This is a genomic window from Paracoccaceae bacterium (assembly GCA_033344815.1).
GTDB lineage: Bacteria > Pseudomonadota > Alphaproteobacteria > Rhodobacterales > Rhodobacteraceae > Roseobacter.
The window spans coordinates 3,160,292-3,183,781 of sequence record JAWPMR010000001.1; the positions used below are offsets into that span (position 1 = coordinate 3,160,292).

Sequence of the window (23,490 nt, forward strand, 5' to 3'; positions counted from 1 at the left end):
CGGTTATTTGATTGTGTCAAAGGCCCGTTTCTTCAGGCCTTTCTGGATTTCGTAAATTGAGATCGGCACATCTGGCTGTGGTTGTGGAATGCGCACGGGAATATTTTTTAGACGCGGGTTCAGGGTGCTGTCACCGCAGAGCATCCGGGTGTCGTAGTCTTTTATGCCGTCCCATTTAGTCATGGAACCCATGATCGGAAAAGCATCTGCCGCCATCATTTCATAAAACAGGATACGCCGTGCCCGGTCGGAGGTATTGAGCGCCGATCCATGCACAATACGTCCGTGATGAATACTGATCGACCCTGCAGGTCCGGTCAGTGCCACCGCATCCTTTGGGTCCAATCCATTTTCTTCCGGAAGCATGGCACCGGCGAATACGCCATCGACATGGTGATCGTACACGGGACCTTTGTGTGATCCGGGGTAGACCATCAGCGGACCGTTCTGGGGTGCCATGTCATCAATCAGAACACCAATTGCGAGGATGTCGTCATTGGTGTGCGGATAAAACGCATAGTCCTGATGCCATTCCACGGCAGCGCCGTATCCGGCTGATTTCATGTTGAGTTTTGTGGTGTGCAGGCGCAAATCCGGTCCGATCAGATCGCGAGCTGGCGCGAGAATGTGGTCGGAATACATCAGATCGCGCATCACATCCGAGGTGGTATGAGGCAGTTTGATGCGGCGCAGACGGGGGGCGTCAGGTTGGTGGCTGTCCTCCAGATCAAGACGGTCGTTGCTTGCGGTCATCCCGCGTGCTTCGTCTTCAAACCGGGCGATTTCGGCGTGTATTCGCGCCATCCATGCGTCCGGTATTCGGTTTTCCAGCACCATATACCCTTGTTCCTTGTAGAGTGTGACTTGTTCCGACGTGAGTGTTTCAAACATGCGCAACCTCTCGTAATCGCGGCGACAGCTGTGTCTCAATTTCCAACGTTGTAGATAGCGTTTGCATCGCGTCTGCCACATCAATCAACGGGCGCGCTCCGTCGATAACTTCAAGGAAATGATCCAGCTGTGCAGCCAGCGGCGGTTTGATGTTGACGTCGATTTCTAATTCTTTGCGCTCAGCAGCGCGGTCCCATTGCGTGCCAGACCAGAGCGTCATCGACGGGAAGCTCACCGCCCCCTCTGTCCCCATGATCCACATCATGTCCTGTCCCGTGGTGCCAATATTTGGGTTTTCGCCAGTGGCCGCTTCGAAACCCCAAGGACTAGGGGAGGTATCTGCAAAGCTGATGGTGCCCGTTGCGCCATTCGCAAAGGCGAGGGCCACCGCGCCGCTTTCAATGCGAGCGCCATCGCGCAAGCCGGTGCCGCGCAGGCCGGTGGTCGCCACAATATCACCCATGATAAATCGCAGCGTATCAATATCATGCACCAGATTGATCATGACCGGACTGCCGCCCGCAGTCCGCCAGTTCTGTTCGAAATAGGCGTCGGGTTTACGCATCGCCCAAATCAGATTGGCGCATACCGGTTTGCCAATGCGTCCCTCTGCAATCAGTCGTTTTAGCTGCCGAACAGGCGCGTGATACCTGCGGTGATGCCCGACCAGTGACCCGACGCCTGATTGTGCAATCGCTTGCGCAAGTTTCTGCGCCTCGGCCATATCAGAGGTCACCGGTTTTTCGATCAACATGGGCCAGCCGCGACTGGCCGTATAAATACCGTGTTGCGCGTGCAACCCGGTGGGCGTTGCAATGATGACGCCATCCACTGGACCCGTGACGTCAATCATATCGGCGTACCGCGCAAGGTGCGGCTCAATCGATTGATCAGGATCAACCAAACCAACCAAAGTGCACTTGGGATGGGCCTCCACCGCTTCCACATGGCGGATGCCGATCAGCCCGCCGCCAACAACAAGGATGCGTTTCACATCACCGCCCCGATTTGCCACGGTACGAATTCATAATCGCCCAAACCCTGCGCCTCGGATTTTGTTGCCTCGCCACTTGCCACGCGCAGGAACGTTTCGTAGATTTCGCGCCCCTTTTCCTCGACGCTGACGCTTTCGGTCAGGATGGTGCCCGCATCAATGTCCATATCCTCGACCATGCGCTTGGCCATGGCTGAATTGGTGGCGACCTTGATGGTCGGGCTGGGCTTTGACCCAAAGGCCGAACCACGACCCGTTGTAAAGCACACAAGGTTGCACCCGCCCGCGATTTGTCCTGTCACACTGGCGGGATCATAACCGGGGCTGTCCATGAAGGTGAAACCCCGCGCGCGCACGGGTTCGGCGTATTTGTAAACACCGTTCAATGGGCTGGTGCCGCCCTTGGCCGCCGCACCCAGCGATTTTTCGAGGATCGTGGTCAACCCGCCCGCCTTGTTGCCCGGTGAGGGGTTGTTGTCCATCGAGCCTTTGTTGCGCGCGGTGTAATCCTCCCACCACTTGATCAAACCCACCAGACGGTCGCCGGTTTCCTGATCCGCAGCGCGTCGGGTCAACAAGTGTTCGGCACCATAAATCTCGGGCGTTTCGGCCAGAACGCCTGTGCCGCCTTGTGCGGCCAGCAGATCACAGGCATAACCCAAAGCTGGGTTGGCGGTGATCCCGGACCACGCGTCCGAGCCACCACATTGCAAGGCGACCATCAACTCAGAAGCCGGGCAAGGGGTGCGCGTCGCCTCATTTGCAATTGGCAACATCGCTTCGATCTTTGCGATTCCCAGTTCAACTGTTTTGCGCAGGCCGGCGACGGATTGGATGTTCATTACCTGAAAGGTATCGCCCTGCTTGAGATCGTAAGCCTCCAAAAGCCAGTCGATCTGATTCATTTCGCAGCCCAGACCGACCATCAAAACGCCGGCATGGTTGGGATGACGTGCGTACCCCCACATCACCCGCTGCAATGCCTCAAAGCCGTCACCATCCCCCGCCATGCCACAGCCAGTGCCATGCACAAATGCCGCAACGCCATCGACGTTTGGATATTCCGCGAGGATTTCGGGCGTAAAGTGATTGGCGATCATACGCGCGGCGGTGGCCGAACAATTGACCGATGTCACAATGGCGATGTAGTTCCGCGTCCCGACCTGTCCGTTTTCACGCCGGTATCCCATGAAGGTGTCGCGATCCGCTTCTGTCACAGGCACAACCGGCCGTAGGTCGGTAGAGTAATCATAGGCCGCTTCAGTGTTGCGGAACTCGACGTTTTGGGTGTGAACGTGATCCCCTGCCGCGATGCCCGTGGCGGCATACCCAATAATCTGTGCGTATTTGCGGATGGGCTCGCCTTGGGCGATATCGGATGTTGCGATTTTATGGCCGGACGGGATCAGAGCCTGTGTCGTCGTATTTTCAACTGCAACGCCGACCTCTAGAGCACGGGTTGCGGTGACGACATTATCGATGGGATCAAGACGTACAGTGTCCATAATGTTTCCTCAGGCGCAAAAAGGCGCATCACTTTGCCAGCGATGAATAGGAATATGTGGCTGGCGCGCAAGTTCTTTGCGGGCCTCTTCCCACTTTTGCCGCCAGAGGCGCCAATCTGTCAGGACCGTATCCGGGGCTTCTGCACTGCGGGCGACAAACTCTGGAAAATGCGCGCGACCCGTTGGCTGGCCTGTCACATTGTAGCGCAGATCAAAGGACCAGCGAAAACCCTCAGTACCATTGGGCAATGATGCATGTGGTGTTAGTGGATGCAGTATCACCACGCCACCTGCGCCTACGGGCAAAGATACAGCGCGGGTATCGTCAATGAAGTCATCCGCAATCGCGGTTTGCGTTTTTGGGCAATGCGGCAGCATTTGATCATGAGCGCGTGGTTGAACTTGCAGACACCCATTGTCTTCGGTGGCATCAGTCATGGCGATCCAAACCGTGATCATATCGGTCTCGTCGGCTTCTTCCAGCCCGACCCCACGGTCTTGGTGCCAGTCGGTCTGCGTAATATGAGCGCGGATTTCACCATCTCTTAACGCAGGCGCAGGAGGCTTGATGCGGATATGCTGAATCGGATTGGACGTGATTTCCGGGCCAATCAGGCTCTGGACGATGTCCAGAATTTGCGCTGAAGTCACCAGATCAAACACCGCGGGTCCGAAATGCATTGGGGTGTCTGCGTGGATTGTCTCGCCAGGCAGTGAGATATCCATGGGCTGGAACCAATCGCACTCAGCCTCATAGGCGACGCGCAGTTTGCGCCAGAAATTCATCTCATGAGAGGGGGGAGGTAGCAGGCCTTTGGACACCCAGCCGGCATAGAGCCTATCCAGCACATCTTCGTATTCGTCCTCGATACGCAGCCGCAGGTCCGCTGGAACCACGTCTTCCAATACGAGAAACCCATTGGAGTTGAACGCGGTAACCTGAGCGGCGCTGAGCATGGTGTGTCCCTTTGATTAAGGCAGAAGAATCGAGACAATGGGCGGATAAATCAGCAGTACGGACAAAGCACATAGCTGAATGCCGATAAAGGGCAGAAAGCCTTTGAAAATGTCGGTCAGGCTGATGTGTGGAGGGGCAACTGATTTCAGATAGAACGCCGCCGGACCAAAAGGCGGTGACAGGAAGCTGACCTGCATGTTCATACAGAACACAACGCCAAACCAGATGGCTACATGCCGCGGGTTCAATTCGCCAAACATCCCGATCTCTTCAATCGGCAAGCGCTGGACGATGGGCAGGAAGACAGGAATGATCAACAAAACAATCCCGACCCAATCCATAAATGCGCCCATGAACAGCAAAATCAACATCATCGCGAGGATAATGCCCATGGTTGGCAGGTCTGAGCCCACAATGAAGTCCGCCACGTAAACCGGGCCCCCTGCAATCGTGTAAGCACCGGCCAATGCGGCGGCACCAATGGTTACCCAGATGATCGTACCAGTGGATTTGAGGGTGCGCATGAGGCTTTCCCAAACCAGATCAAAGGAGGCTTCACCGCGCAGGATCGCAATCACAAGCACTGCGAGCGCGCCCATGCCGGCGGCTTCGGTGATGCCTGTGATGCCGCCATAGATGGACCCCATGACGACGCCGATTACGACAATTGGCGGTACGAGGCCTTTGCCCATGGACCAGCCTGTAGCAGTACGCGCGCGACCCAAAACAGCAAACATCATCACAAAGGACAGGGCGACTGCACCGCCAAACCACGGCAGCCAATCCGCCGTGCCATAGGCAATGGCCGCTCCAGTATTGGAGGCGTTCTGACCCGAAAGTTCAAAGAAGAGAGCGCGCAAAAACAGGGCTGTGCCAAATCCAGCGATCAGCACGAATAGGAAGGCCAGGAAAAGCTTGAGCTTTTCCATGCCATAGGGTTCGCCTTCAACGGGTTCGGGCAGGGGCGCATCCTGTGGGCGCAATTGTGTGCGCACAATAATGTAGAGGATGATGAAGGAAGCCAGCATGAAGCCGGGAAGGAAAGAGGCAGTGAAGAGTGCTTTGATCGAGGTTTCAGTGATCAGGCCATAGATGATCAGAACAATCGAGGGTGGGATCATCGTGCCAAGCGACCCTGACGCACAGATCGTGCCGATGGCAAGGTTTTGACTATACCCCAGGCGCAACATTTGCGGCAGTGCAATCAAACCCAACAGTACGACTTCGCCGCCGATGATGCCTGACATTGCCGCCATGATGACGGCCATGATGGAGGTCACAATCGCGATCCCGCCGCGCGTGCGGTTGAGCCAGATGTTCAATGAGGAATACATGTCCTTGGCAATGCCCGAACGTTCGAGCAGGGCGGCCATGAAAATGAACAGCGGAATGGATATCAGGACATAGTCTGTTAAGAGCCCGTAAATCTTTTGGGCTAGAATATTGAGCGGCCCCGACCCAGGCCTGCCGGTTAAAATACCGTCGCCAAAGCTGAAGGGGTTCATCAACAGCATGGGCTCGAATTTCATCACCAGCACAAGCACGGCGAGAATGGCTGAGGCAAAACCTAAAGGCATGCCAATGGCCAGAAGCAGGACAAGGCCAAGCATCAGGACCAGAGAAATTGTTCCGATATCCATTAGCTTTTCCTTGGCGTGTTGGATTGTTTTGCGCCGCTTGGGACGTCCAGATCGTCTGCGCCCACTGTGGCTTTGAGGCGTTCGATCTCGTCCGGATCGATATCGTCGGCGGCGGAGTGGATAACCGGTTCGGCGTTCCAGTCAGAGACCAGATTGACTACCGCTTGAAAGGCAACGAGCACCATGACCAAAAGCACCATGGGTTTCAGCGTTGCCGGGATGGGCGGGTCAAAGGCCGTGCCAAAGGTTTCCCACCTGTAAAACTTGTCAAACGCTTCGCCATATCCGCCATAGATCAGGAAGAAGGCAAAGGTGACGATCAGCCCCGTGGAAATGCAATCACATGTGCGTTGCAACCCGCGTGGCAACATATCATAGAGCAGGAAAATGCGGATGTGACTGCGCTGTTGCATGGCGTAGAGCCCGGCACAGAGAAACACAAAACCGGCCAGCCATAGCGAAAGTTCGTTGGCCCAGAGTGTCGGCGCTTCGAAGACATAGCGTAGTATTACTTCGTAAATCATCACACAGCAAAGCAGTACGATGAGCATCATGGTTAGGCGGCCAATGAAAACGGCCAGGCGGTCGAGTGGTTTCCAGCTTTCAAACTCCATCGGCGCCCGGCGCACGGTGCGCACACCCAGATAGCCAAAAACAGGCAGCAAGATCAGAGCGATCCAGTCGGCTGCATCGGCATAGCCACCAAACAGGCCACCCATATTGGGTGTCACGTCGATCCGTCCAAACAACGCGCTGAGTTTGTCATACTGCGACGTGTCTTCTGGCGGGAACCACGACAGCGTGAAAGCGGGTAGATGCCAGGTAAGCCATGCCGCGCAGGCAATAAATGAAAGCGGTACGAGCCACTCGATAAGGCTTCCGGATTTTTCCTGCATGATGTCCCCCAACCACAGTGGCCGATTTTCAGGTTTGTCCCGGCCAGAGACAAAAAAGACCCCGCCGAATGGCCGGCGGGGTCTGGGTTCAGGTCAGATTACTGCTTGAGACCGAGCTGTTCGAGATAGGCCAGATGGCTGTCAACCAGCGCTTTGGCTTCCGGCGTATCGGCAAACTCAGGCCATGTGGCTTGAGCTGCGGCACGGAATTTCGCAAGCTCTTCTGGAGCCCACTGGGACAGTGTCACACCTTGCTCACGCAGTTGAGCAGCAGCTTCGGCGTTCTTTTTCTCAAACGTCAAAGCGGTGCGCAGCGCCAGCGCTTCCATTGCAACTTTCATGATCTTCTGGTGATGCGCAGGCATCGCGTCAAACACGGCCTTGTTGCACGCCAGATGATCCGAAGGCATCGAATGGAAGCCCGGGAAGTTTGCGTATTTTACGATGTCATAGAGGCCCAACCCAACGTTGTTGGCGAGACCGGATGCGTCGGCACCGTCAATGATACCTGTTTCCAACGCGGTAAAGATCTCGGTGAAATCCATCACGATGGGCGAGGCACCCAGTTTTTCAAAGATCTTTGTTTCCATGCCGGGGGGGGAACGGAATTTCCAGTCTTTGAAGTCTTCGACTTTGGCGATTGGTTTGGATGACGCGAAGGATTCCTGTCCGTAAACCCACCAGCCGATCAACTCCATGCCGTATTTGTTGTAAAGTGGCGCGGCTGCTTCACGCCCGCCACCGAAATACAACCAGCTGAGCTGTTGGTAAGGCGTGTCATAGCCGCCCATGATATCGCCGACGAACTGGAACGCCGAGTTTTTGCCGGTCTGGTATCCGCCACCGGTCATGTCGCAATCAAGAATGCCAGTGGATGCAGCGTCAAAAGTCTCAACTGATTTGACGACGGATGATGAATAGAACATTTCAACGACGATTTCGCCATTGGACATGTCCTGAATGTCTTGCATGTATTGCGCGGCAAGTTTCCCGGAAACGGTTTCGGGCGCATAGTGTGTTTGGATCCGAAGGTTCGTTGTTTCGGCTGACGCGGTGAACGCGGTCGTGGCTGCAAGGGCAGCAACTGCGGCGACCGAAGCCGCCTTTTTGATGATTTTCATTATGTCCTCCCAGACGTTGAGCGCACTGATGGGTCGGGCTTCAGGGGCCCGGTCGTATTTACGCTGACAAAACGTTAGGCTGACCAAGGTGGATCAAGCAAGAAAATATTTTATTTTTCCAAAATTTCGATATTTTAATTGATTTTCGAAATTTTGGGCGTAACGCTGAGGGCGTGGTGGGAGACCTGATATGGCTGCGCAGGATGCTGACATTTTCGACGACATGCGGCACCGTCTGATCACAGGCGAATTCGGATACGGTACCAAACTGCGTGCGGAAAAGCTACGCCAAGATTACAATTGCTCAGCCAGTACAGTGCGCGAAGTATTGTTTCGGTTGTCGACTGTCGGGTTGGTGGATTTTCAAGAACAGCGTGGATTCAAGTCGCCTTTTCAATCGATTAAGCGACAGCACGAGTTAACTCAGATGCGCATCCTTCTCGAAAGCGAGGGAGCTTGTCTTTCTATCCGTCTGGGTGGCGTTGATTGGGAATCCCGGCTGTCCGCCGCGCATCACAAATTGTCTCATATTGAGACGCGAGTGCGATCCTCTGGTGATATGATTCCTTTACTTGGGCTGTGGAGCCGGGCTGAGCAGGAGTTTCACGAAACGCTTATTGATGCCTGCGGTTCTGATTTATTGAAGGTCACACATAGAGTCATCTACGAACAATTTCGCCAGCAACTCGTTTCAGCGGAAACAAATTACGGGTATTTCCCCGAAAACATCCGGGAGCATCAGGCGATTCTCGACGCAGCGCTTGAACGCAACGAAGATTTGATGCGTGTCACTGTCAACGATCATCTGGCGCGCAATCTCACCCGCCCGCTCCCTCAAAAGCATCACGGCGCGGCGTTGGGCAAATCCTCCGTGATGTAGGTTCGGATAATCTCGTCAAAAGTAGTTTCTGCCTTGAAGCCCAACGAAATTGCGCGTTCAGGATTGAAATTTCGCGGCCATCCGTCGACGATTTTGATGATTGCGGGATCATGTTGCACCTTGATGAGATCCACGGCGTCCTGGCCTGCGATCCGCCTCAAAGCTTCTATTTGTTCTTCAACAGTGCAACTGAGGCCGGGCAGATTGAGCGCACGCCTGCCCTTCAAGAGCATCGTATCCAGACCGGCAGCATGGATCAGAAATTCCGCAGCGGCGCGCGGTGACGCGTGCCAGTGACGCACCGAAGGCTTCACCGGCAAGATCGCTTCCTTGCCACTGAGCGGCTCACGAATGATGCCGGAAAAAAAGGAAGACGCTGCCAGATTAGCTTTTCCTGGGCGTACGCAAATTGTCGGAAACCGCAAGGACAGACCGTCCACAAAACCCTTTCGGCTGAAGTCGGAAAGCATCAGTTCGCTGATGGCTTTTTGCGCTCCATAACTGGTTTGCGGTGCTGAAAGGAATTCATCATCAATCTTATCTGGGAACGGTCCACCAAACACCGCGATAGACGAAGTAAAAACCACTTTTGGTAGGTAGGTCCCGCCCGAGGCTTCGTATGCGTTGCGAAATGCTTCGAGGAGATGCCACATGGACATCATATTTACGTCCCAACCCTTGGTGAAATTCGTTTCGGACTCGCCTGAAACGATCGCGGCCAAATGAAATACGATATCCGGATGTTCCGAAACAAGATCTTTGGCAACGCCTGTCGAGGACAGATTCCCGGTTTTGCACTTTACCCCTGCAACGCCATTCGGCGGGAACGCAACATCAAAGAGTGTGATGTCCAATTCGGGATGCCCGGGCATCCCTTCGGCCACAAGACGCGCGGCCAGTTTCTGGCCCACCATACCGCCGCCGCCGATGATCAGAACGCGGGTCATAGCGTCAGCCCATTGCGTGCTTTGAGTTCAAGATAGAGACCGGAGTGATCTCTTTCGCCGCCGTCCATCGCGTCTATGAAATGCTGAAACCTGTCGCGTACGTTTTTGGTCGCGGGCAGTTCAAGCCCAAGGCTGGCGGCTTCATCCAATGTATTGTTCAGATCTTTCACTTGAAATTTTGTCAGGCCACCGGGGTCGAAATTACCTTCCGTCATGCGTTCTCCGTGTTGTTGCAGGATCACGCTATCGGCGAACCCACCTTTGAGCGCTGCGCGTACTGCAGCGGGATCTGCACCGCCCTGCTCGACCAGCAACATGGCTTCGGCTACGGCGGAAATGGTGACCGCCACGATTGTCTGATTGGCCAGTTTCGACAATTGTCCTGCGCCGGACGGACCGACATGAACCGGACGGCCCATCGCTTCAAAAACGGAGCGTGCTCTTGAAAAAGTTTCTGCTTGTCCCCCTACCATAATGGCAAGCGTCCCCGCTTCAGCCCCTTTGGTTCCGCCCGATACTGGGGCGTCCAGATGGCCGAACCCCAAACTTTCAAGTGTCTCGGCTTGTTGGCGCGCGTGTTCTGGCTTTGCGCTGGACATATCGATCCAAATCGCCCCCTTGGATAGAGATTTTTGCACATCCGGGTTTTCGATCAGCGCGCCGGAGGCAAATCCATCCGACAACATGGTGATAACGATCTCGGCACCTGTGACCGCATCAATTTCATTCTCGGCAATGCGCGCGCCGTCTTGGGCGAGAGGTTCTGCGCGTGCGCGCGTTCTGTTCCATACGGTGAGCTGGTGGCCCGCTTTGAGCAGATTGCGTGACATGGGCACTCCCATCAGCCCGGTTCCGATCAGCGTGACCTTGCGCGTTTGTGTCATTGTCTAAGGTGCCCCATGAATTCTGGTTTCAAAGCAGTAGCCAAAGCTTGGCTCGTGTCATACGCTAACGAAAACGAGCCGTTGGACCAGCCCGTCGAATGGTTTTTTAGTGAAGTCAGCAATATTGATGCACTTCTTTGATTGGTCAGCGTCGGACCAGCAGAGAAAGTGGGCGCTGGCCAAGGGGGAGAATAATATGTCAGGGCAAAGACTTAAGGGTAAGCGCGCGCTTGTAACCGCAGCAGGTCAAGGGATTGGGCGCGCCAGTGCGATTGCCATGGCCGAGCAAGGCGCAGAGGTTTATGCAACCGACATTAACATGGACGCGCTTTCCACGATTCGGGAGGCGAATCACGAAAATATCCAAATTTTCGAACTAAATGCACTGGACGATGCCAGCGTCAAAGAGGGCGTGGCGAAGGCGCAGCCAGACGTTTTGTTCAATTGCGCGGGGTTTGTGCATCACGGCTCGGTACTGGAGGCAACGGATGACGAGTGGGATTTTGCATTCAATCTGAATGTACGCTCCATGCTGCGTACGATCCGCGCAACACTGCCGGGAATGCTGGAGCGCGGGCAGGGTTCCATCATCAACATGTCCTCGGCCTGTTCGTCTGTGATTGGTGCGCCAAACCGGTTCATCTATGGAACGACCAAGGCGGCGGTCATCGGGTTGACCAAATCCGTGGCTGTGGACTATGTGGCCAAAGGCATACGGTGCAATGCAATTTGTCCCGGCACCGTTGAAAGTCCAAGCTGGCATGATCGTGTCGACGCCTTGGGTGAGCAACTGGGCAGCAAAGAAGAAGCCATGACCCAATTTGTATCGCGCCAACCCATGGGGCGCGTTGCCACGGCCGAAGAAATCGCGGCGCTCGTTGTTTATCTCGCCAGCGACGAGAGTGGTTTCACAACAGGGCATCCACACATCATTGACGGAGGGTGGTCAGGCCAATGACCAAGAAAATCGACATCGAAGATCTGCGATCCCGCAAGTGGTTCATGAACCCGGACAATCCGGAAATGACCGCACTCTATCTGGAGCGGTACCTGAACTATGGGCTGACGCGCGAGGAGCTACAGTCAGGCAAGCCGATCATTGGGATTGCCCAAACCGGCAGCGATCTGAGCCCTTGCAACCGGCATCACCTGGAACTGACCAAGCGCGTGCGCGACGGCATCATCGCCGCAGGCGGGACCTGTATCGAAGTGCCCGTCCATCCGATTCAGGAAACTGGCAAACGGCCCACGGCCATGTTGGACCGGAACCTTGCCTATCTGTCGCTGGTTGAAACGCTTTTTGGCTATCCGCTGGACGGTGTTGTGTTGAACATCGGCTGTGACAAAACAACGCCCGCGCTTTTGATGGCGGCGGCAACGGTGAATATTCCTGCAGTGGCGCTGTCAGTTGGACCAATGTTGAACGGTTGGTTCCGCGGTGAACGCACCGGGTCCGGCACCATCGTGTGGAAAGCGCGCGAAATGCTGGCCGCAGGTGAAATTGACGATGATGGTTTCATGGAGCTGGTGGCATCTTCTGCACCATCCGTTGGCTATTGCAACACAATGGGCACGGCCACGACGATGAATTCACTTGCCGAGGCTTTGGGTATGCAATTGCCGGGGTCGGCGGCGATTCCAGCGCCTTACCGGGAGCGCGGTCAAATCAGTTACGAAACCGGTCGTCGGATCGTCGAGATGGTCTGGGAAGACTTGCGCCCCTCTGACATCATGACACGCGAGGCGTTTGAGAACGCGATCGTTATCAACTCCGCGATTGGCGGATCGACAAATGCGCCGATCCATCTGAACGGCATTGCGCGGCATCTGGATGTGCCCTTGGATAACAATGACTGGCAGAAAATTGGCCATGACGTTCCGCTCCTGGTGAATTTGCAGCCAGCGGGTGAATACCTTGGCGAGGATTATCAACACGCGGGCGGCGTGCCGGCGGTTGTGGGGGAATTGATCGAGGCGGGGCTTTTGCCGCACCCGGATGCGATGACCGCCAACGGTAAAACCATGGGCGAAAACTGTGCCGCACAGCGCAGTGAAGATACTAAGGTCATCAAACCGGTCTCGGATCCGCTGAAACCACAGGCCGGGTTCATCAACCTGACGGGCAATCTGTTTGACAGCGCCATTATGAAGACCAGCGTGATCAGCCCGAATTTCCGTGCCAAATATCTGTCGAACCCCGATGATATGCACGCTTTTGAAGGACGCGCGGTGGTGTTTGACGGACCGGAAGATTTCCATCACCGGATTGATGATCCTGCCGAGAACATCGACGAAAGCTGTGTGTTGTTCATGCGTGGTGCCGGGCCCAAAGGCTATCCGGGGGGCGCGGAAGTCGTAAACATGCGACCGCCCTCCTATCTGTTGAAAAAAGGGGTTGAGGCATTGCCCTGTGTTGGGGATGGCCGGCAATCCGGGACCTCTGGCAGCCCGTCGATCCTGAATGCGTCGCCTGAGGCTGCCGCAGGTGGCGGTCTGGCTCTGTTGCAAACGGGTGATACTGTTCGGATTGATCTGAACAAATGCACGGCGGATATGTTGGTGCCGTTGGATGTTCTGGCCGAACGTGCCCGCGTATTTGAAGCGGCGGGTGGTTATGACGCCCCGGAAAGCCAGTCACCCTGGCAACAGTATTTCCGTGAAAAGGTAGGCCGGTTCGATCAGGGAATGATCCTTGAAGATGCCGATAAATATCAAGACATCGCGCGCAAATATATGCCGCGTGACAACCACTGAGGGAAGAAAGATGAAACTAGTACGTTATGGTGCCACAGGTGCTGAGAAACCCGGGATGCTGGACGCAGAAGGTACGTTGCGCGATTTGTCGTCCCATGTCAGTGACATCGCGGGCGACGCATTGTCGGACGCGGGTCTGGCCAAACTACGCGCGCTTGATCCTGACACATTACCCGCAGTAGATGGATCGCCTCGTATCGGGGCTTGCGTCGGCAGCATAGGCAAATTTCTCTGCATTGGTTTGAACTATTCCGATCACGCGGCGGAAACCGGTGCGGAAATCCCCAAGCACCCCATTTTGTTCTTCAAAGCCAATTCTGCGATCGTCGGTCCAAATGATGACGTGTCGATGCCGCGCGGGTCAACGAACACGGATTGGGAAGTCGAGTTGGGGGTCGTGATTGGCACCAAAGCCAAATACGTGAGCAAAGAAAACGCGTTGGATCACGTGGCGGGGTATTGTGTGATCAATGACGTGTCCGAACGAAATTTCCAGACGCAACTGACAGGCCAGTGGACCAAGGGCAAGTCCTGCGACACCTTTGGGCCAACAGGTCCTTGGTTGGTGACGCGCGACGAAGTCGCTGACCCGCAGAACTTGGCGATGAGTCTCGATGTGAACGGCAAGCGGATGCAGACAGGCAACACATCGACCATGATTTTCACCGTGGCTGAAATCATCGAGCATTTGTCCGGGTTGATGACCTTGCACCCCGGCGATGTGATCACGACCGGCACACCGCCTGGCGTTGGCATGGGGATGAAGCCAAACCCCGTCTACCTGAAGAAGGGCGATGTGATGGAATTGTCCATCGAAGGTCTTGGCCAGCAGCGCCAGACTGTGACGGAGGACGCATAAATGGGCGAGCTCTTTTTGATTGGCGGTGCAACGGACGTTATGTTGGAACGCCTTGGTGAGAAATTTACAATCCACAAAGCCAAGGATATGGATGATCCGGAGGCGTGGCTGGCCGAACACGGCGCCAAAATAACCCATGTTGCTACAAATGGTCATGACGGCGTGAAACCGGCCTATATGTCGGCGTTACCGAACCTTAAGGCGATCAGCTGTTATGGTGTTGGCTATGACGCTATCGACACGGATGCGGCAATAGCCAAGGGTGTCGTGGTCACACATACACCCAATGTTCTGAACGCAGAGGTTGCAACCACGGCGGTTTTGTTGATGCTCTCTTGTTACCGTGAGGTCTTGCGTGACGATGCCTATGTGCGGTCGGGGCGCTGGGAGACTGAAGGGAATGCACCGTTGACCCGATCAGCGGATAATCAAACGGTTGGCATTCTGGGGCTGGGTCGGATTGGCCAGGCGATAGCAGACAAGTTGGCCCCTTTCGGCACGACAATCGTTTACCACACGCGCAGCAAAAAGGATGTGGACTACAAATACTATGACACTCTCAACGATATGGCGCGCGCTGTAGATACGCTGATCTGCATTACGCCGGGTGGGGCGTCGACCAACAAGATCGTCAACCGCGAAGTCATGGATGCGTTGGGTCCGCGAGGTACGCTGATTAATGTCAGTCGTGGATCTGTTGTGGATGAAGGCGAAATGATTTCAGCATTGCAGGACGGACGGCTGGGTTGGGCCGGGTTGGATGTTTTCGAGGCCGAACCCAAAGTGCCGGAAGCGTTGCGCGCCCTTAGCAACGTCGTGCTATTGCCTCATGTCGGCAGTGGGACGCATGAAACACGCGCCGCGATGGGCGCTCTGACGGTCGACAATCTGTTGCAGCACCTTGAAAACGGTACGGTCATCAGCCCGGTTCCAGAATGCGCGGATATGTAAACCAGTGACCAGGATCACAACCGTTCAGGCGCGCTTGTTCAACATCCCGCTGGATGAGGTTTTGGTGGATGCCAAACACGGAAGTCACAGCCATTTTCATCTGATCACGGCGACGGTGACATTGGAGGACGGGCGTGTTGCCACCGGTTACACTTATAATGGGGGACGTGGTGGGCATGCGACGGCAGCGGTGATCCGCCACGATCTTGCTCCCTTTCTGGTGGGGCAGGACTGCGAGGATATTGAGACCCTCAATGACGCGATGCAGTGGCATATGCATTACGTCGGGCGCGGCGGCATCCTGAGTTTTGCAATTTCTGCCGTAGACATCGCTTTGTGGGATTTTCGATGTAAGGCGATGCGTAAACCCCTTTGGCACATGGCTGGCGGTGCGGGCAAGACCTGCAAGGCCTATGGCGGCGGGATTGATCTGGCCTATCCTCTGCCGAAATTGCTGACACATGTTCAGGGGTATCTGGATGCCGGGCTGAATGGTGTGAAAATCAAGATTGGCCAACCGAGTGAAGCCGAAGACGTGGCGCGCATCCGGGCAGTGCGCGAACAGATTGGCCCTGATGTGGCTTTCATGATTGATGCGAATTATTCCATGACCGTCCCGCAAGCGATCTCATTGGCGCAGGCCGTGAAAGACCAGAACATCCTATGGTTTGAAGAGCCCATCATCCCAGATAACTACGCAGGGTACGCCCAGATCGGACAGGCCACAGGCATGGCTGTTGCGCAGGGAGAGAATCTACACACCATGCACGAATTTGAAGTGGCATTGGCGCAGGGTGAACTTGCATTTATCCAGCCGGACGCGTCCAATTGCGGCGGCATTACGGGTTGGCTGCAGGTCGCCGACTTGGCAAAGCACGCGGATGTTCCGATTTGCAGTCATGGGATGCAGGAGTTGCACGTGAGCTTACTTGCGTCACAAAAGCATGCGGGTTGGATGGAAGTGCACAGCTTCCCGATTGATCGCTATACGACGCGACCACTGGTCATAGAGGACCACCAAGCTGTAGCGCCTGATGATCCTGGGATCGGAGTTGAGTTCGTTTGGTTAAAAATAGAACCGTTTGAAGAGCAGTTTTGAGCGCTCAAATCCGCAGGAAGCGTTGCGCTATCTTGGGGATCAATCCATCAAATTGCAGCGGCGCGTCGGTCACCGCGAGGCAAATACAGTCTTCGTGAATATCGGCGACCGGGGTATGGTGTGTATCACTGTCTGCACTGTCTACATCACCACGCGCGAAATAATCATCCTCGTCCTGGAAAGCGCCCTTGAGCACCATGGTCATTTCCGTACCGTGATGGCCGTGGTCAGGCATAGCCGCCCCCGCCGGGATAAAAAGCAGGCGCGCAGAAGCGTCTTTTGACGTCGAAAGAATCGCCTGCTTCACGCCCATACCTACTGGCTTCCAGCGGATCGCGTCCAAATCACCACCGACGTAATCGCGCAGGGGCTTGGGCAATACAGAGCACTTTTTCTCAACCGATGCCGGTTTTTCAATCTCACCACCTGCGATCAACGCAAGGGTTGCCTCAAAGCTGTTGGGGTTTACAGGCATTGCCGCCTGCATCTGGTTCAGAACCTCTCCGCCAACCGCATCAAAGCTTTCAGCCTGCGCACGGCAAGTGTCACATAAGGACAGATGTGTTGCGACCATCAAGTTGAAAGCCTCTGGCAGTGTTCCTGCGGAGTAACCCATCAGAATTGAGTCACTCAAATGATGTTTAATTGTCTCAGTCATTTCACTATTCACTTCATTGTGTGGCGCAAGCGTTCCAGCGCCAACCGAATTCTAGATTTGATCGTGCCGAGCGGCAGACCGGTTTGAGCGGCGATTTCGCTATGGGTCAGATCCCCGAAATACGCTTTTTCGATCAACTCCCTCTGGGCTTGCGGCAATTCAGCGAGCGCAGTTCCCAATATTTTCGTTTCTTGTTGCAGCGTCAGAATATCCGCCTGATCTGGTTCTTCTTCCGGACCCCATGTCAGGTCTTCTGGTTCTGGTCTGCGCTGTTTGCGCAGAATATCTATCTTGCGGTTTCGAGCGATGGTAAAAATCCATGTCGCGACTGAGGCGCGCGCCGGATCAAACTGGTGCGCTTTGTGCCACAACGCCGCCATTACGTCCTGTGAGCATTCTTCGGCCAGTGACGCATCGGCTCCCGACTTGATCAGAAAACCCTTCACGCGCGGGGCGAAATGCGCGAACAGTTCGGCGAAGGCTTCGGTATCCTTATGATCCCTGATCCGCACGACGTGGTCGATCCACAAAAGTCTTTTGGAGTCACTCTTTAAGTTCACTGAATATTGCCTAGCCCTTTCAGCACGCTGCCTGGATGCCATAGAATGGCCAACAACACCAACGGGTGCAGCGGTCTGTGTGTCTTGGTCAAGCAGCGTAATCATACATCCGTTACGGTGTGGCGGCGCGATCGGATCAAAAAAACATTGTTTTGGCACTGATACATCCACTTTAGATCGTAACCCGTATACACTTCACAAATACCAAGAAGTTCGGAATACGATTTATGCCCTTCGACGCGTTGACCACACGCTCACCCTTATCTCGCAAAACCCTCCCCCACTCGCAAAAGATTGCCGTTATTGGCGGTGGCATATCAGGCATGGGCGCTGCATATATGTTGAGCAAAGAGCATAGCGTGACTGTGTTTGAATCTGAAACCCAATTGGGCGGTCACGCCAGAACCGTCATGGCCGGCAAAAATGGTGATCAGCCGGTGGATACCGGGTTTATCGTTTTCAATCACGAGAACTACCCCTTCATGTCTGCCCTGTTCGCGCAGTTGGATGTGCCCGTGGTCAAATCCAACATGAGTTTCGGTGCATCCATTGATGGCGGCCGGTTGGAATATGCGCTGACCTCGCTGGACGCCCTGTTTGCACAGAGGCGCAATGCGGTTACACCGGCATTTCTGGGCATGGTGCGCGATATTCTGCGTTTCAATAAGAACGCGTTACAGGTGGCGCAGGACCGCGATCTCAGTCTGGGTGCGTTTTTGGAAAAGCTAGGCACTGGAAACTGGTTCCGCGATTACTACCTGTTGCCACTGTCCGGCGCGATCTGGTCTACACCGACGCAAAAGATCATGGACTTTCCCGCTCACGCCATGATCCAGTTTTTCAAGAACCATGCCTTGCTCGGCGTTCACGGCCAGCACCAATGGTACACCGTTCAGGGTGGTTCAAGACAATACGTAAACCGGCTCGAAACGGCTTTGCGTCAGATCGGTGTCGATCTGAGATTGGGCACTTCGGTACAATCGGTCAAGCGGCAACCGGGTCAGGTCGTTGTGCGTGCTCATGGGGGCATGCCGGAGGTATTCGATCAGGTGGTATTTGCAACGCATTCCGATGTTTCACTGCGCTTGTTGGCGGATGCTTCCCCGCAGGAAAAAACGGCGTTGGGCGCGATTGCCTATCAACCGAACGACATCGTTTTGCATTGCGATACAAACATTATGCCCAAAAGCCGCAAAACATGGGCAAGCTGGGTTTACACCGAAGATAAATCAGCCAAATCGGACCGTATTGATCTGACGTATTGGATGAATTCGCTTCAGCCGATCCCGCAGGACGATCTGCATTTCGTGACGTTGAACACAAAACGAACCATTCGCGAAGAATGCATCTATGATGCGGTCACGCTGCGGCATCCCGTCTATGACTTGCCGGCACTGGATGCACAGAAAACGATCAAATCGTTCAATGGGACCCGGAACACATGGTTTTGTGGTGCATGGATGAAGAATGGATTTCACGAGGACGGTTTGAGCAGTGCAGTCGATGTCGTTCAGGCAATGCGGAGTGTAGAGCAGGACCGGGTCGCAGCCGAATGAGCGTGGGCGTGGATCATATCGCAGGTCAGACCTTTCATGGTCGCAAGGGATCGGTTGAAAACGCATTTCGCTATTCTGTGGATTACGTATTGCTCGATGCAGAAGCTGACGTGCAGGCTCCGCGCTTGTTTGCGCGCAATGGTCGTGGCCTGACATCCTTGCATGATGTTGATCACGGCGGTGCACCGAAACAGGGACGCGGCGCGAAATGGGTGCGGGATGTGCTGGAACAGCACCAGATTACCGGCGTTGACAAGATCGAACTCCTTGCCCAACCCCGCATGCTGGGCCATGTGTTCAACCCTGTCAGTTTCTGGCTGTGTCGTTGCGCTGATGGCGAATTGATTGCCGTGATCGCAGAGGTGAGCAATACGTTTGGTGATCGCCACAGCTATCTGTGCCACCACGCTGACCTGCGCCCGATTGCGCCCAGCGACACTCTGGACGCCGCCAAAATTTTTCATGTATCGCCGTTCCAGCCTGTCGGCGGCGGCTATAGGTTCCGTTTTGATATTTGTAAGGCGCGTATCGGGATCTGGATAGACTATACACGCGCTGACGGCGGGTTGATCGCGACATTGACGGGTAAGCGCAGACCGCTCAGCAATCGGTCAATCCTTGGTTTCGCCTTCAAGCGCCCGTTTGGCGCGCGCCGGGTCTTGGCGCTGATCCACTGGCAAGCTTTGAAGCTCTGGTTCAAGGGAGCCAGCTATCGTGCGCGCCCCGCGCCGCCCAATGAAGAGGTGTCCCGGTGACACTGAAAAGCGAGCGTTTGCCCGCCTATTCTCTATTTGCGGCTCTGCTGGCCGCTGCCGGATTGCCGATCTACATACATGCGCCGAAATTTTATCTGGATGAATATGGCGTTTCTCTAGCTGCCTTGGGAGCAGTATTGTTCGGGCTGCGCCTGATCGATGTTGTGCAGGATCCCTTGTTGGGGAAACTGTCAGAACGGCTGCGCAATCATCGCGCCGTTGCAGTCGCTATTGGATGCGCTGTTATTGCCATCGCCATGTTTGGCCTTTTTGCGGTGCCCCCCCTGTTGCCGCCGCTGATCTGGTTCGCCTTAACGCTGACGCTGGTATTTTCCGCTTTTAGCTTCCTGACGATAAACTTTTACGCTCAAGGCGTTATGAAGGGTGCACAGCTTTCCGGTCAGGGTCACTTGCGTTTGGCGCGGTGGCGCGAAAGCGGTGCCTTGCTGGGCGTCTGTGTCGCTTCGGTTGCGCCAGTTGCGCTTGGCGCACTGATGTCTGCACCTTTTGCCGGGTTTGCCGTCGGTTTTGTGTTGCTGTCACTCGCGGCTGCTTTTGCGATGCGTGATGAGTGGGGCACCAAGGGATTGGCCTCTGCCACCGGCTTCGGAGTCGTGTTCAAGGATCCGCTTGCCCGCCGCTTGCTTTTGATTGCCTTGATCAATGCTGCACCGGTGGCAGTAAGCTCGACACTGTTCCTGTTTTTCGTAGAGAGCCGCCTGGAAGCGCCAGGTTTTGAAGGGCCTCTATTGCTTTTGTTCTTTCTTTCAGCCGCAGTGGCCGCGCCTTTCTGGAGCAAGATGGCCGAACGATTTGGGGCCAAGGATGTATTGATTGTCGCCATGGTGCTCGCCATTTGCGCATTCGGGCTTACCTTAACCCTGGGGCCGGGGGATTGGGTGTTATTCGCCCTGATCTGTCTGGCGTCAGGCGCGACATTGGGCGCGGATCTGACATTGCTGCCGGCGATGTTCGCCAGTCGTATGGCGCAAATCTCGCCTTCGGCGGCAGAGGGTTTTGGCCTTTGGTCGTTTGTGTCAAAGCTCACGCTCGCCTTTGCCGCTGCGGGTTTGTTGCCTGTCCTTGAGCGCGCAGGGTTTGTAAGCGGTCCCGCTGGCGAAAACGCGCCCGAAGCCTTGGCATTGCTGGCCTTTTTATACGCTGCCGTGCCTTGTGTGCTGAAAATTGTGGCCATCGCCTTGCTTGCGGTGACAAATCTGAGAGAGGTCTGAAGAGATGAGTGCTTGGATATTTTTGTTTGTTGGATTTGCCATTGGGCTTTTTGTGGTTTGGATGCTGCGCAAAAAGCTGGGGTTCACCGCACAAAACCCATCAGATTACGAAGACGCGATGCCGGAATTTGATGTGCGTAAGCATTTGAACGGCCCAATTACCTGTGAGGGTGTGATCTTCGGTCCATTTGGCCGCGTCAGCAGCCGGTTTGTGGCAGATTTTGAAGGATCATGGGACGGCGAAAACGGCTCGTTGAAAGAAGCATTTACCTATGACGATGGCAGTTCGCAAAATCGCGAATGGCATCTGTCCTTGGGGGAGGATGGCTCTTTGCTTGCAATGGCAGATGACGTTGTCGGTCAAGGAACCGGTTGTCAGACCGGATCCACCGTACAGTTGAAATACAGGATCAAGCTGCCAGAGGCCTCTGGTGGTCATGTGTTGGACACGGTGGATTGGATGTATTTGACGCCAAACGGCACGATCATAAACCGGTCGCAGTTTCGAAAATTCGGGTTCAAAGTGGCTGAACTGGTTGCGACCATGCGACCGAAAGATGCCGCATGAAGAATTGGACGGGCAAAAGATACTGGCTTGTTGGGGCCAGCGATGGTTTGGGCGCAGCACTTGCGCAGAAACTAAGTCGGGCTGGCGCATATGTGATTGTATCCGCGCGATCCGAGGCCAAGTTGAAAGACTTGGTTCAAAGCCTGCCCGGAGAAGCATCCTTTCAGACGGTTGATGTATCGGATGATCAGAGCGTCAAGGATGCCAAAGAGGCAATCGGGCCGGTAGATGGTGTGGTGTTTCTGGCCGGTGTCTATTGGCCCTTTGCGGCGCAGGAATGGGATTTTGGGCAGGCCAATGCCATGGCCGATATCAATTTTACAGGCCTGATGCGGATTATGGGGGTCGTGGTGCCGAGCATGGTGCGACGTGATGCGGGCCACATTGTCATCACCGGCAGTCTCAGCGGGTTTCGCGGTCTTCCCGGTTCAATAGGTTATACGGCGTCAAAAGCAGGTACGATGTCATTGGCGGAATGTATGTATGCGGACCTGCGCAAAACGGGCGTGCAGGTGCAAGTGTCCAACCCCGGGTTCATCAAGACTCAACTGACCGACAAAAACGATTTCAAAATGCCCTTCATCATGACGCCGGAAGAGGCTGCGGAACAGATGTTCAAACAAATGAACACTGACCGTTTCAAGGTCAGTTTCCCGCGTGTGTTTTCCTGGGTTTTCCGGGGCAGTCAGTTCCTGCCTGACTGGTTATACTACCGCATTTTCTCCTAAAGCCGGTCGACATGTTCGCGAAAAATCGCTTCCGCGCGGACCCATACGGGTGCGTCTGGTTCAGCGAGCGATTTCAAAACAGGCAAGAGTTGTTCTGCATAGTCCTCGCTGCTCTCCAGCGGAAGCATCGAAGGCAGGTTGTCAATTGCGGTAACATCAAGCACTGGGTTTTCGTGCACGCGCAAGGCTGGGGTCGCCCAAGTCGTTGTGCGGTCATACACCTTGATCGGAGAGAAATCGCTGTCCGGATCGCAGGCGATATCGGCGATGACGCTGAGGCCACGGTCCCTTGTGAGCGCATCGGCGGGAACAAAAACAGGCGTTCCAGGCCGTGCAAGGACACAGTTGAAAAAGAGGTCGTGCGCCAAAACCTGTGGGAATGGTCCCCCGTTTGAGGTTTCCGCCATGTCCCATTTGGTGGTCGCAACACCCATCGCTGTGCACAGATCTGCAACGCCATTGCCGACACGCCCCAAGGCCCCAATGATCAGCGCGTTGGGGCGGTGACTGCCGGTTGCAACGAGGTCGGTTTGTAAGTCGGCCAGAAGATGGGGCGAACTGTCATAGGCGCTGATTGGCCCCACAATCCTATTTTTTTGCTGCGCGGCCCAGCATTTCAGGGCAACCGCGGCCCCGGCATAGCCCGCCCAATACCCAAAGGCGGCCAATCTACGCCCGCTGTCATCTGTGAGGTATTCCAGATCAAGGAGCGCGCCTGACCCGGCCTTGAAGCGATGCAACAGACGCAGGCCGGCAGGTTGCCCCTTGAAGGCATGGCCAAACATAATGTGTCGATGGGGCAGGGGTGTGTCATCTTCTGGCAATTCCTTGAGCCCAAAAATAATCGCGTCACGGGGCGCGTCAGGCCAGGAGTGGCTTTGCACCATGGTGCATCCAGCTTCGGCATAGGCGCTATCAGGGATCACGCGCGTCGGGGAGGCTTCGACGCTAACCTGCATGCCCAAAGCTAGAAGTTCAACAGCGCCTTTGGGGGTGAGTCCCACACGGGTTTCATTATCGCGCTGCTCCGCGCGGAGCCAGATATGGGTCACTT

At 55.1% G+C, this 23,490-nt stretch carries 23 protein-coding genes; 11 read left to right on the top strand and 12 right to left on the bottom strand.

Features of this window, described 5'->3' with window-relative positions; all coding sequences use genetic code 11:
- Positions 1 to 3 precede the first annotated feature (3 nt).
- From R8G34_14635 to R8G34_14665, 7 genes are all read right to left on the bottom strand, one after another.
- Positions 4 to 891 carry a phytanoyl-CoA dioxygenase family protein gene (locus R8G34_14635; protein MDW3224099.1) on the bottom strand — a complete coding sequence of 296 codons (888 nt, stop codon included), beginning with the start codon at positions 889 to 891 and terminating at the stop codon, positions 4 to 6.
- A complete protein-coding gene (locus R8G34_14640) occupies positions 884 to 1,885 on the bottom strand; it encodes a Gfo/Idh/MocA family oxidoreductase (GenBank protein MDW3224100.1) in 1,002 nt (333 codons plus the stop codon). Before R8G34_14640 ends, R8G34_14635 begins: the two co-directional genes overlap by 8 nt.
- Positions 1,882 to 3,390 carry an altronate dehydratase family protein gene (locus tag R8G34_14645; GenBank protein MDW3224101.1) on the bottom strand — a complete coding sequence of 503 codons (1,509 nt, stop codon included), beginning with the start codon at positions 3,388 to 3,390 and terminating at the stop codon, positions 1,882 to 1,884. Before R8G34_14645 ends, R8G34_14640 begins: the two co-directional genes overlap by 4 nt.
- Before the next feature lie 9 nt (positions 3,391 to 3,399).
- Positions 3,400 to 4,347 carry a phytanoyl-CoA dioxygenase family protein gene (locus R8G34_14650; GenBank protein MDW3224102.1) on the bottom strand — a complete coding sequence of 316 codons (948 nt, stop codon included), beginning with the start codon at positions 4,345 to 4,347 and terminating at the stop codon, positions 3,400 to 3,402.
- 15 nt (positions 4,348 to 4,362) lie between these two features.
- The gene (locus R8G34_14655; GenBank protein ID MDW3224103.1) at positions 4,363 to 5,988 is read right to left on the bottom strand and encodes a TRAP transporter large permease subunit; all 1,626 of its coding nucleotides are present in this window, start codon (positions 5,986 to 5,988) and stop codon (positions 4,363 to 4,365) included.
- Complete coding sequence (locus R8G34_14660; GenBank protein MDW3224104.1) at positions 5,988 to 6,884, bottom strand: TRAP transporter small permease; 897 nt, start codon at positions 6,882 to 6,884, stop codon at positions 5,988 to 5,990. The genes R8G34_14655 and R8G34_14660 overlap by 1 nt, the downstream gene beginning before the upstream one ends.
- A gap of 98 nt (positions 6,885 to 6,982) precedes the next feature.
- A complete protein-coding gene (locus tag R8G34_14665; protein ID MDW3224105.1) occupies positions 6,983 to 8,005 on the bottom strand; it encodes a TRAP transporter substrate-binding protein in 1,023 nt (340 codons plus the stop codon).
- Positions 8,006 to 8,195: 190 nt separating this feature from the next.
- Here R8G34_14665 and R8G34_14670 point away from each other — a divergent pair, with 190 nt between their 5' ends.
- Positions 8,196 to 8,885 (top strand): GntR family transcriptional regulator, encoded by a 690-nt coding sequence (locus R8G34_14670; GenBank protein ID MDW3224106.1) that lies wholly within the window; start codon positions 8,196 to 8,198, stop codon positions 8,883 to 8,885.
- Here R8G34_14670 and denD read toward each other — a convergent pair.
- Both denD and R8G34_14680 read right to left on the bottom strand, forming a co-directional pair.
- The gene (gene denD, locus R8G34_14675) at positions 8,849 to 9,832 is read right to left on the bottom strand and encodes a D-erythronate dehydrogenase (GenBank protein ID MDW3224107.1); all 984 of its coding nucleotides are present in this window, start codon (positions 9,830 to 9,832) and stop codon (positions 8,849 to 8,851) included. The genes R8G34_14670 and denD overlap by 37 nt on opposite strands.
- Positions 9,829 to 10,716 (bottom strand): NAD(P)-dependent oxidoreductase, encoded by an 888-nt coding sequence (locus tag R8G34_14680; GenBank protein ID MDW3224108.1) that lies wholly within the window; start codon positions 10,714 to 10,716, stop codon positions 9,829 to 9,831. The genes denD and R8G34_14680 overlap by 4 nt, the downstream gene beginning before the upstream one ends.
- 196 nt (positions 10,717 to 10,912) lie before the next feature.
- Here R8G34_14680 and R8G34_14685 point away from each other — a divergent pair, with 196 nt between their 5' ends.
- From R8G34_14685 to R8G34_14705, 5 genes are read left to right on the top strand one after another with little or no spacing between them, the layout of a single operon-like run.
- A complete protein-coding gene (locus R8G34_14685) occupies positions 10,913 to 11,674 on the top strand; it encodes an SDR family oxidoreductase (GenBank protein MDW3224109.1) in 762 nt (253 codons plus the stop codon).
- The gene (locus R8G34_14690) at positions 11,671 to 13,470 is read left to right on the top strand and encodes an IlvD/Edd family dehydratase (GenBank protein ID MDW3224110.1); all 1,800 of its coding nucleotides are present in this window, start codon (positions 11,671 to 11,673) and stop codon (positions 13,468 to 13,470) included. Before R8G34_14685 ends, R8G34_14690 begins: the two co-directional genes overlap by 4 nt.
- A gap of 10 nt (positions 13,471 to 13,480) precedes the next feature.
- Positions 13,481 to 14,329 carry a fumarylacetoacetate hydrolase family protein gene (locus R8G34_14695; protein ID MDW3224111.1) on the top strand — a complete coding sequence of 283 codons (849 nt, stop codon included), beginning with the start codon at positions 13,481 to 13,483 and terminating at the stop codon, positions 14,327 to 14,329.
- Positions 14,330 to 15,280, top strand: a complete 951-nt coding sequence (locus R8G34_14700) for a 2-hydroxyacid dehydrogenase (protein ID MDW3224112.1) — start codon at positions 14,330 to 14,332, stop codon at positions 15,278 to 15,280.
- 4 nt (positions 15,281 to 15,284) lie between these two features.
- Positions 15,285 to 16,379, top strand: coding sequence for a mandelate racemase/muconate lactonizing enzyme family protein (locus tag R8G34_14705; GenBank protein MDW3224113.1), 1,095 nt, complete (start codon positions 15,285 to 15,287; stop codon positions 16,377 to 16,379).
- 4 nt (positions 16,380 to 16,383) lie between these two features.
- On the opposite strand, the gene R8G34_14710 is transcribed toward R8G34_14705, so the two are convergent.
- Positions 16,384 to 17,037 carry a ChrR family anti-sigma-E factor gene (locus R8G34_14710; protein ID MDW3224114.1) on the bottom strand — a complete coding sequence of 218 codons (654 nt, stop codon included), beginning with the start codon at positions 17,035 to 17,037 and terminating at the stop codon, positions 16,384 to 16,386.
- Positions 17,038 to 17,045: 8 nt separating this feature from the next.
- Positions 17,046 to 17,567, bottom strand: a complete 522-nt coding sequence (locus R8G34_14715) for a sigma-70 family RNA polymerase sigma factor (protein MDW3224115.1) — start codon at positions 17,565 to 17,567, stop codon at positions 17,046 to 17,048.
- A 257-nt stretch (positions 17,568 to 17,824) separates the two neighbouring features.
- Here R8G34_14715 and R8G34_14720 point away from each other — a divergent pair, with 257 nt between their 5' ends.
- Genes R8G34_14720 through R8G34_14740 form a run of 5 tightly spaced genes read left to right on the top strand, consistent with a single transcriptional unit; the run spans position 17,825 to position 22,436 of the window.
- Positions 17,825 to 19,153 carry an FAD-dependent oxidoreductase gene (locus tag R8G34_14720; protein ID MDW3224116.1) on the top strand — a complete coding sequence of 443 codons (1,329 nt, stop codon included), beginning with the start codon at positions 17,825 to 17,827 and terminating at the stop codon, positions 19,151 to 19,153.
- Positions 19,150 to 19,908 carry a DUF1365 domain-containing protein gene (locus tag R8G34_14725; GenBank protein MDW3224117.1) on the top strand — a complete coding sequence of 253 codons (759 nt, stop codon included), beginning with the start codon at positions 19,150 to 19,152 and terminating at the stop codon, positions 19,906 to 19,908. Before R8G34_14720 ends, R8G34_14725 begins: the two co-directional genes overlap by 4 nt.
- A complete protein-coding gene (locus R8G34_14730) occupies positions 19,905 to 21,140 on the top strand; it encodes an MFS transporter (protein ID MDW3224118.1) in 1,236 nt (411 codons plus the stop codon). Before R8G34_14725 ends, R8G34_14730 begins: the two co-directional genes overlap by 4 nt.
- A gap of 4 nt (positions 21,141 to 21,144) precedes the next feature.
- On the top strand, positions 21,145 to 21,708 hold the full coding sequence (locus tag R8G34_14735; protein MDW3224119.1) for a DUF3833 family protein: 564 nt from the start codon (positions 21,145 to 21,147) through the stop codon (positions 21,706 to 21,708).
- Positions 21,705 to 22,436, top strand: a complete 732-nt coding sequence (locus R8G34_14740; GenBank protein MDW3224120.1) for an SDR family NAD(P)-dependent oxidoreductase — start codon at positions 21,705 to 21,707, stop codon at positions 22,434 to 22,436. The genes R8G34_14735 and R8G34_14740 overlap by 4 nt, the downstream gene beginning before the upstream one ends.
- On the opposite strand, the gene R8G34_14745 is transcribed toward R8G34_14740, so the two are convergent.
- Positions 22,433 to 23,488: a saccharopine dehydrogenase gene (locus tag R8G34_14745; protein ID MDW3224121.1), complete on the bottom strand. Its 1,056-nt coding sequence runs from the start codon at positions 23,486 to 23,488 to the stop codon at positions 22,433 to 22,435. The two genes, R8G34_14740 and R8G34_14745, sit on opposite strands and share 4 nt — an antisense overlap.
- Positions 23,489 to 23,490: the final 2 nt, after the last annotated feature.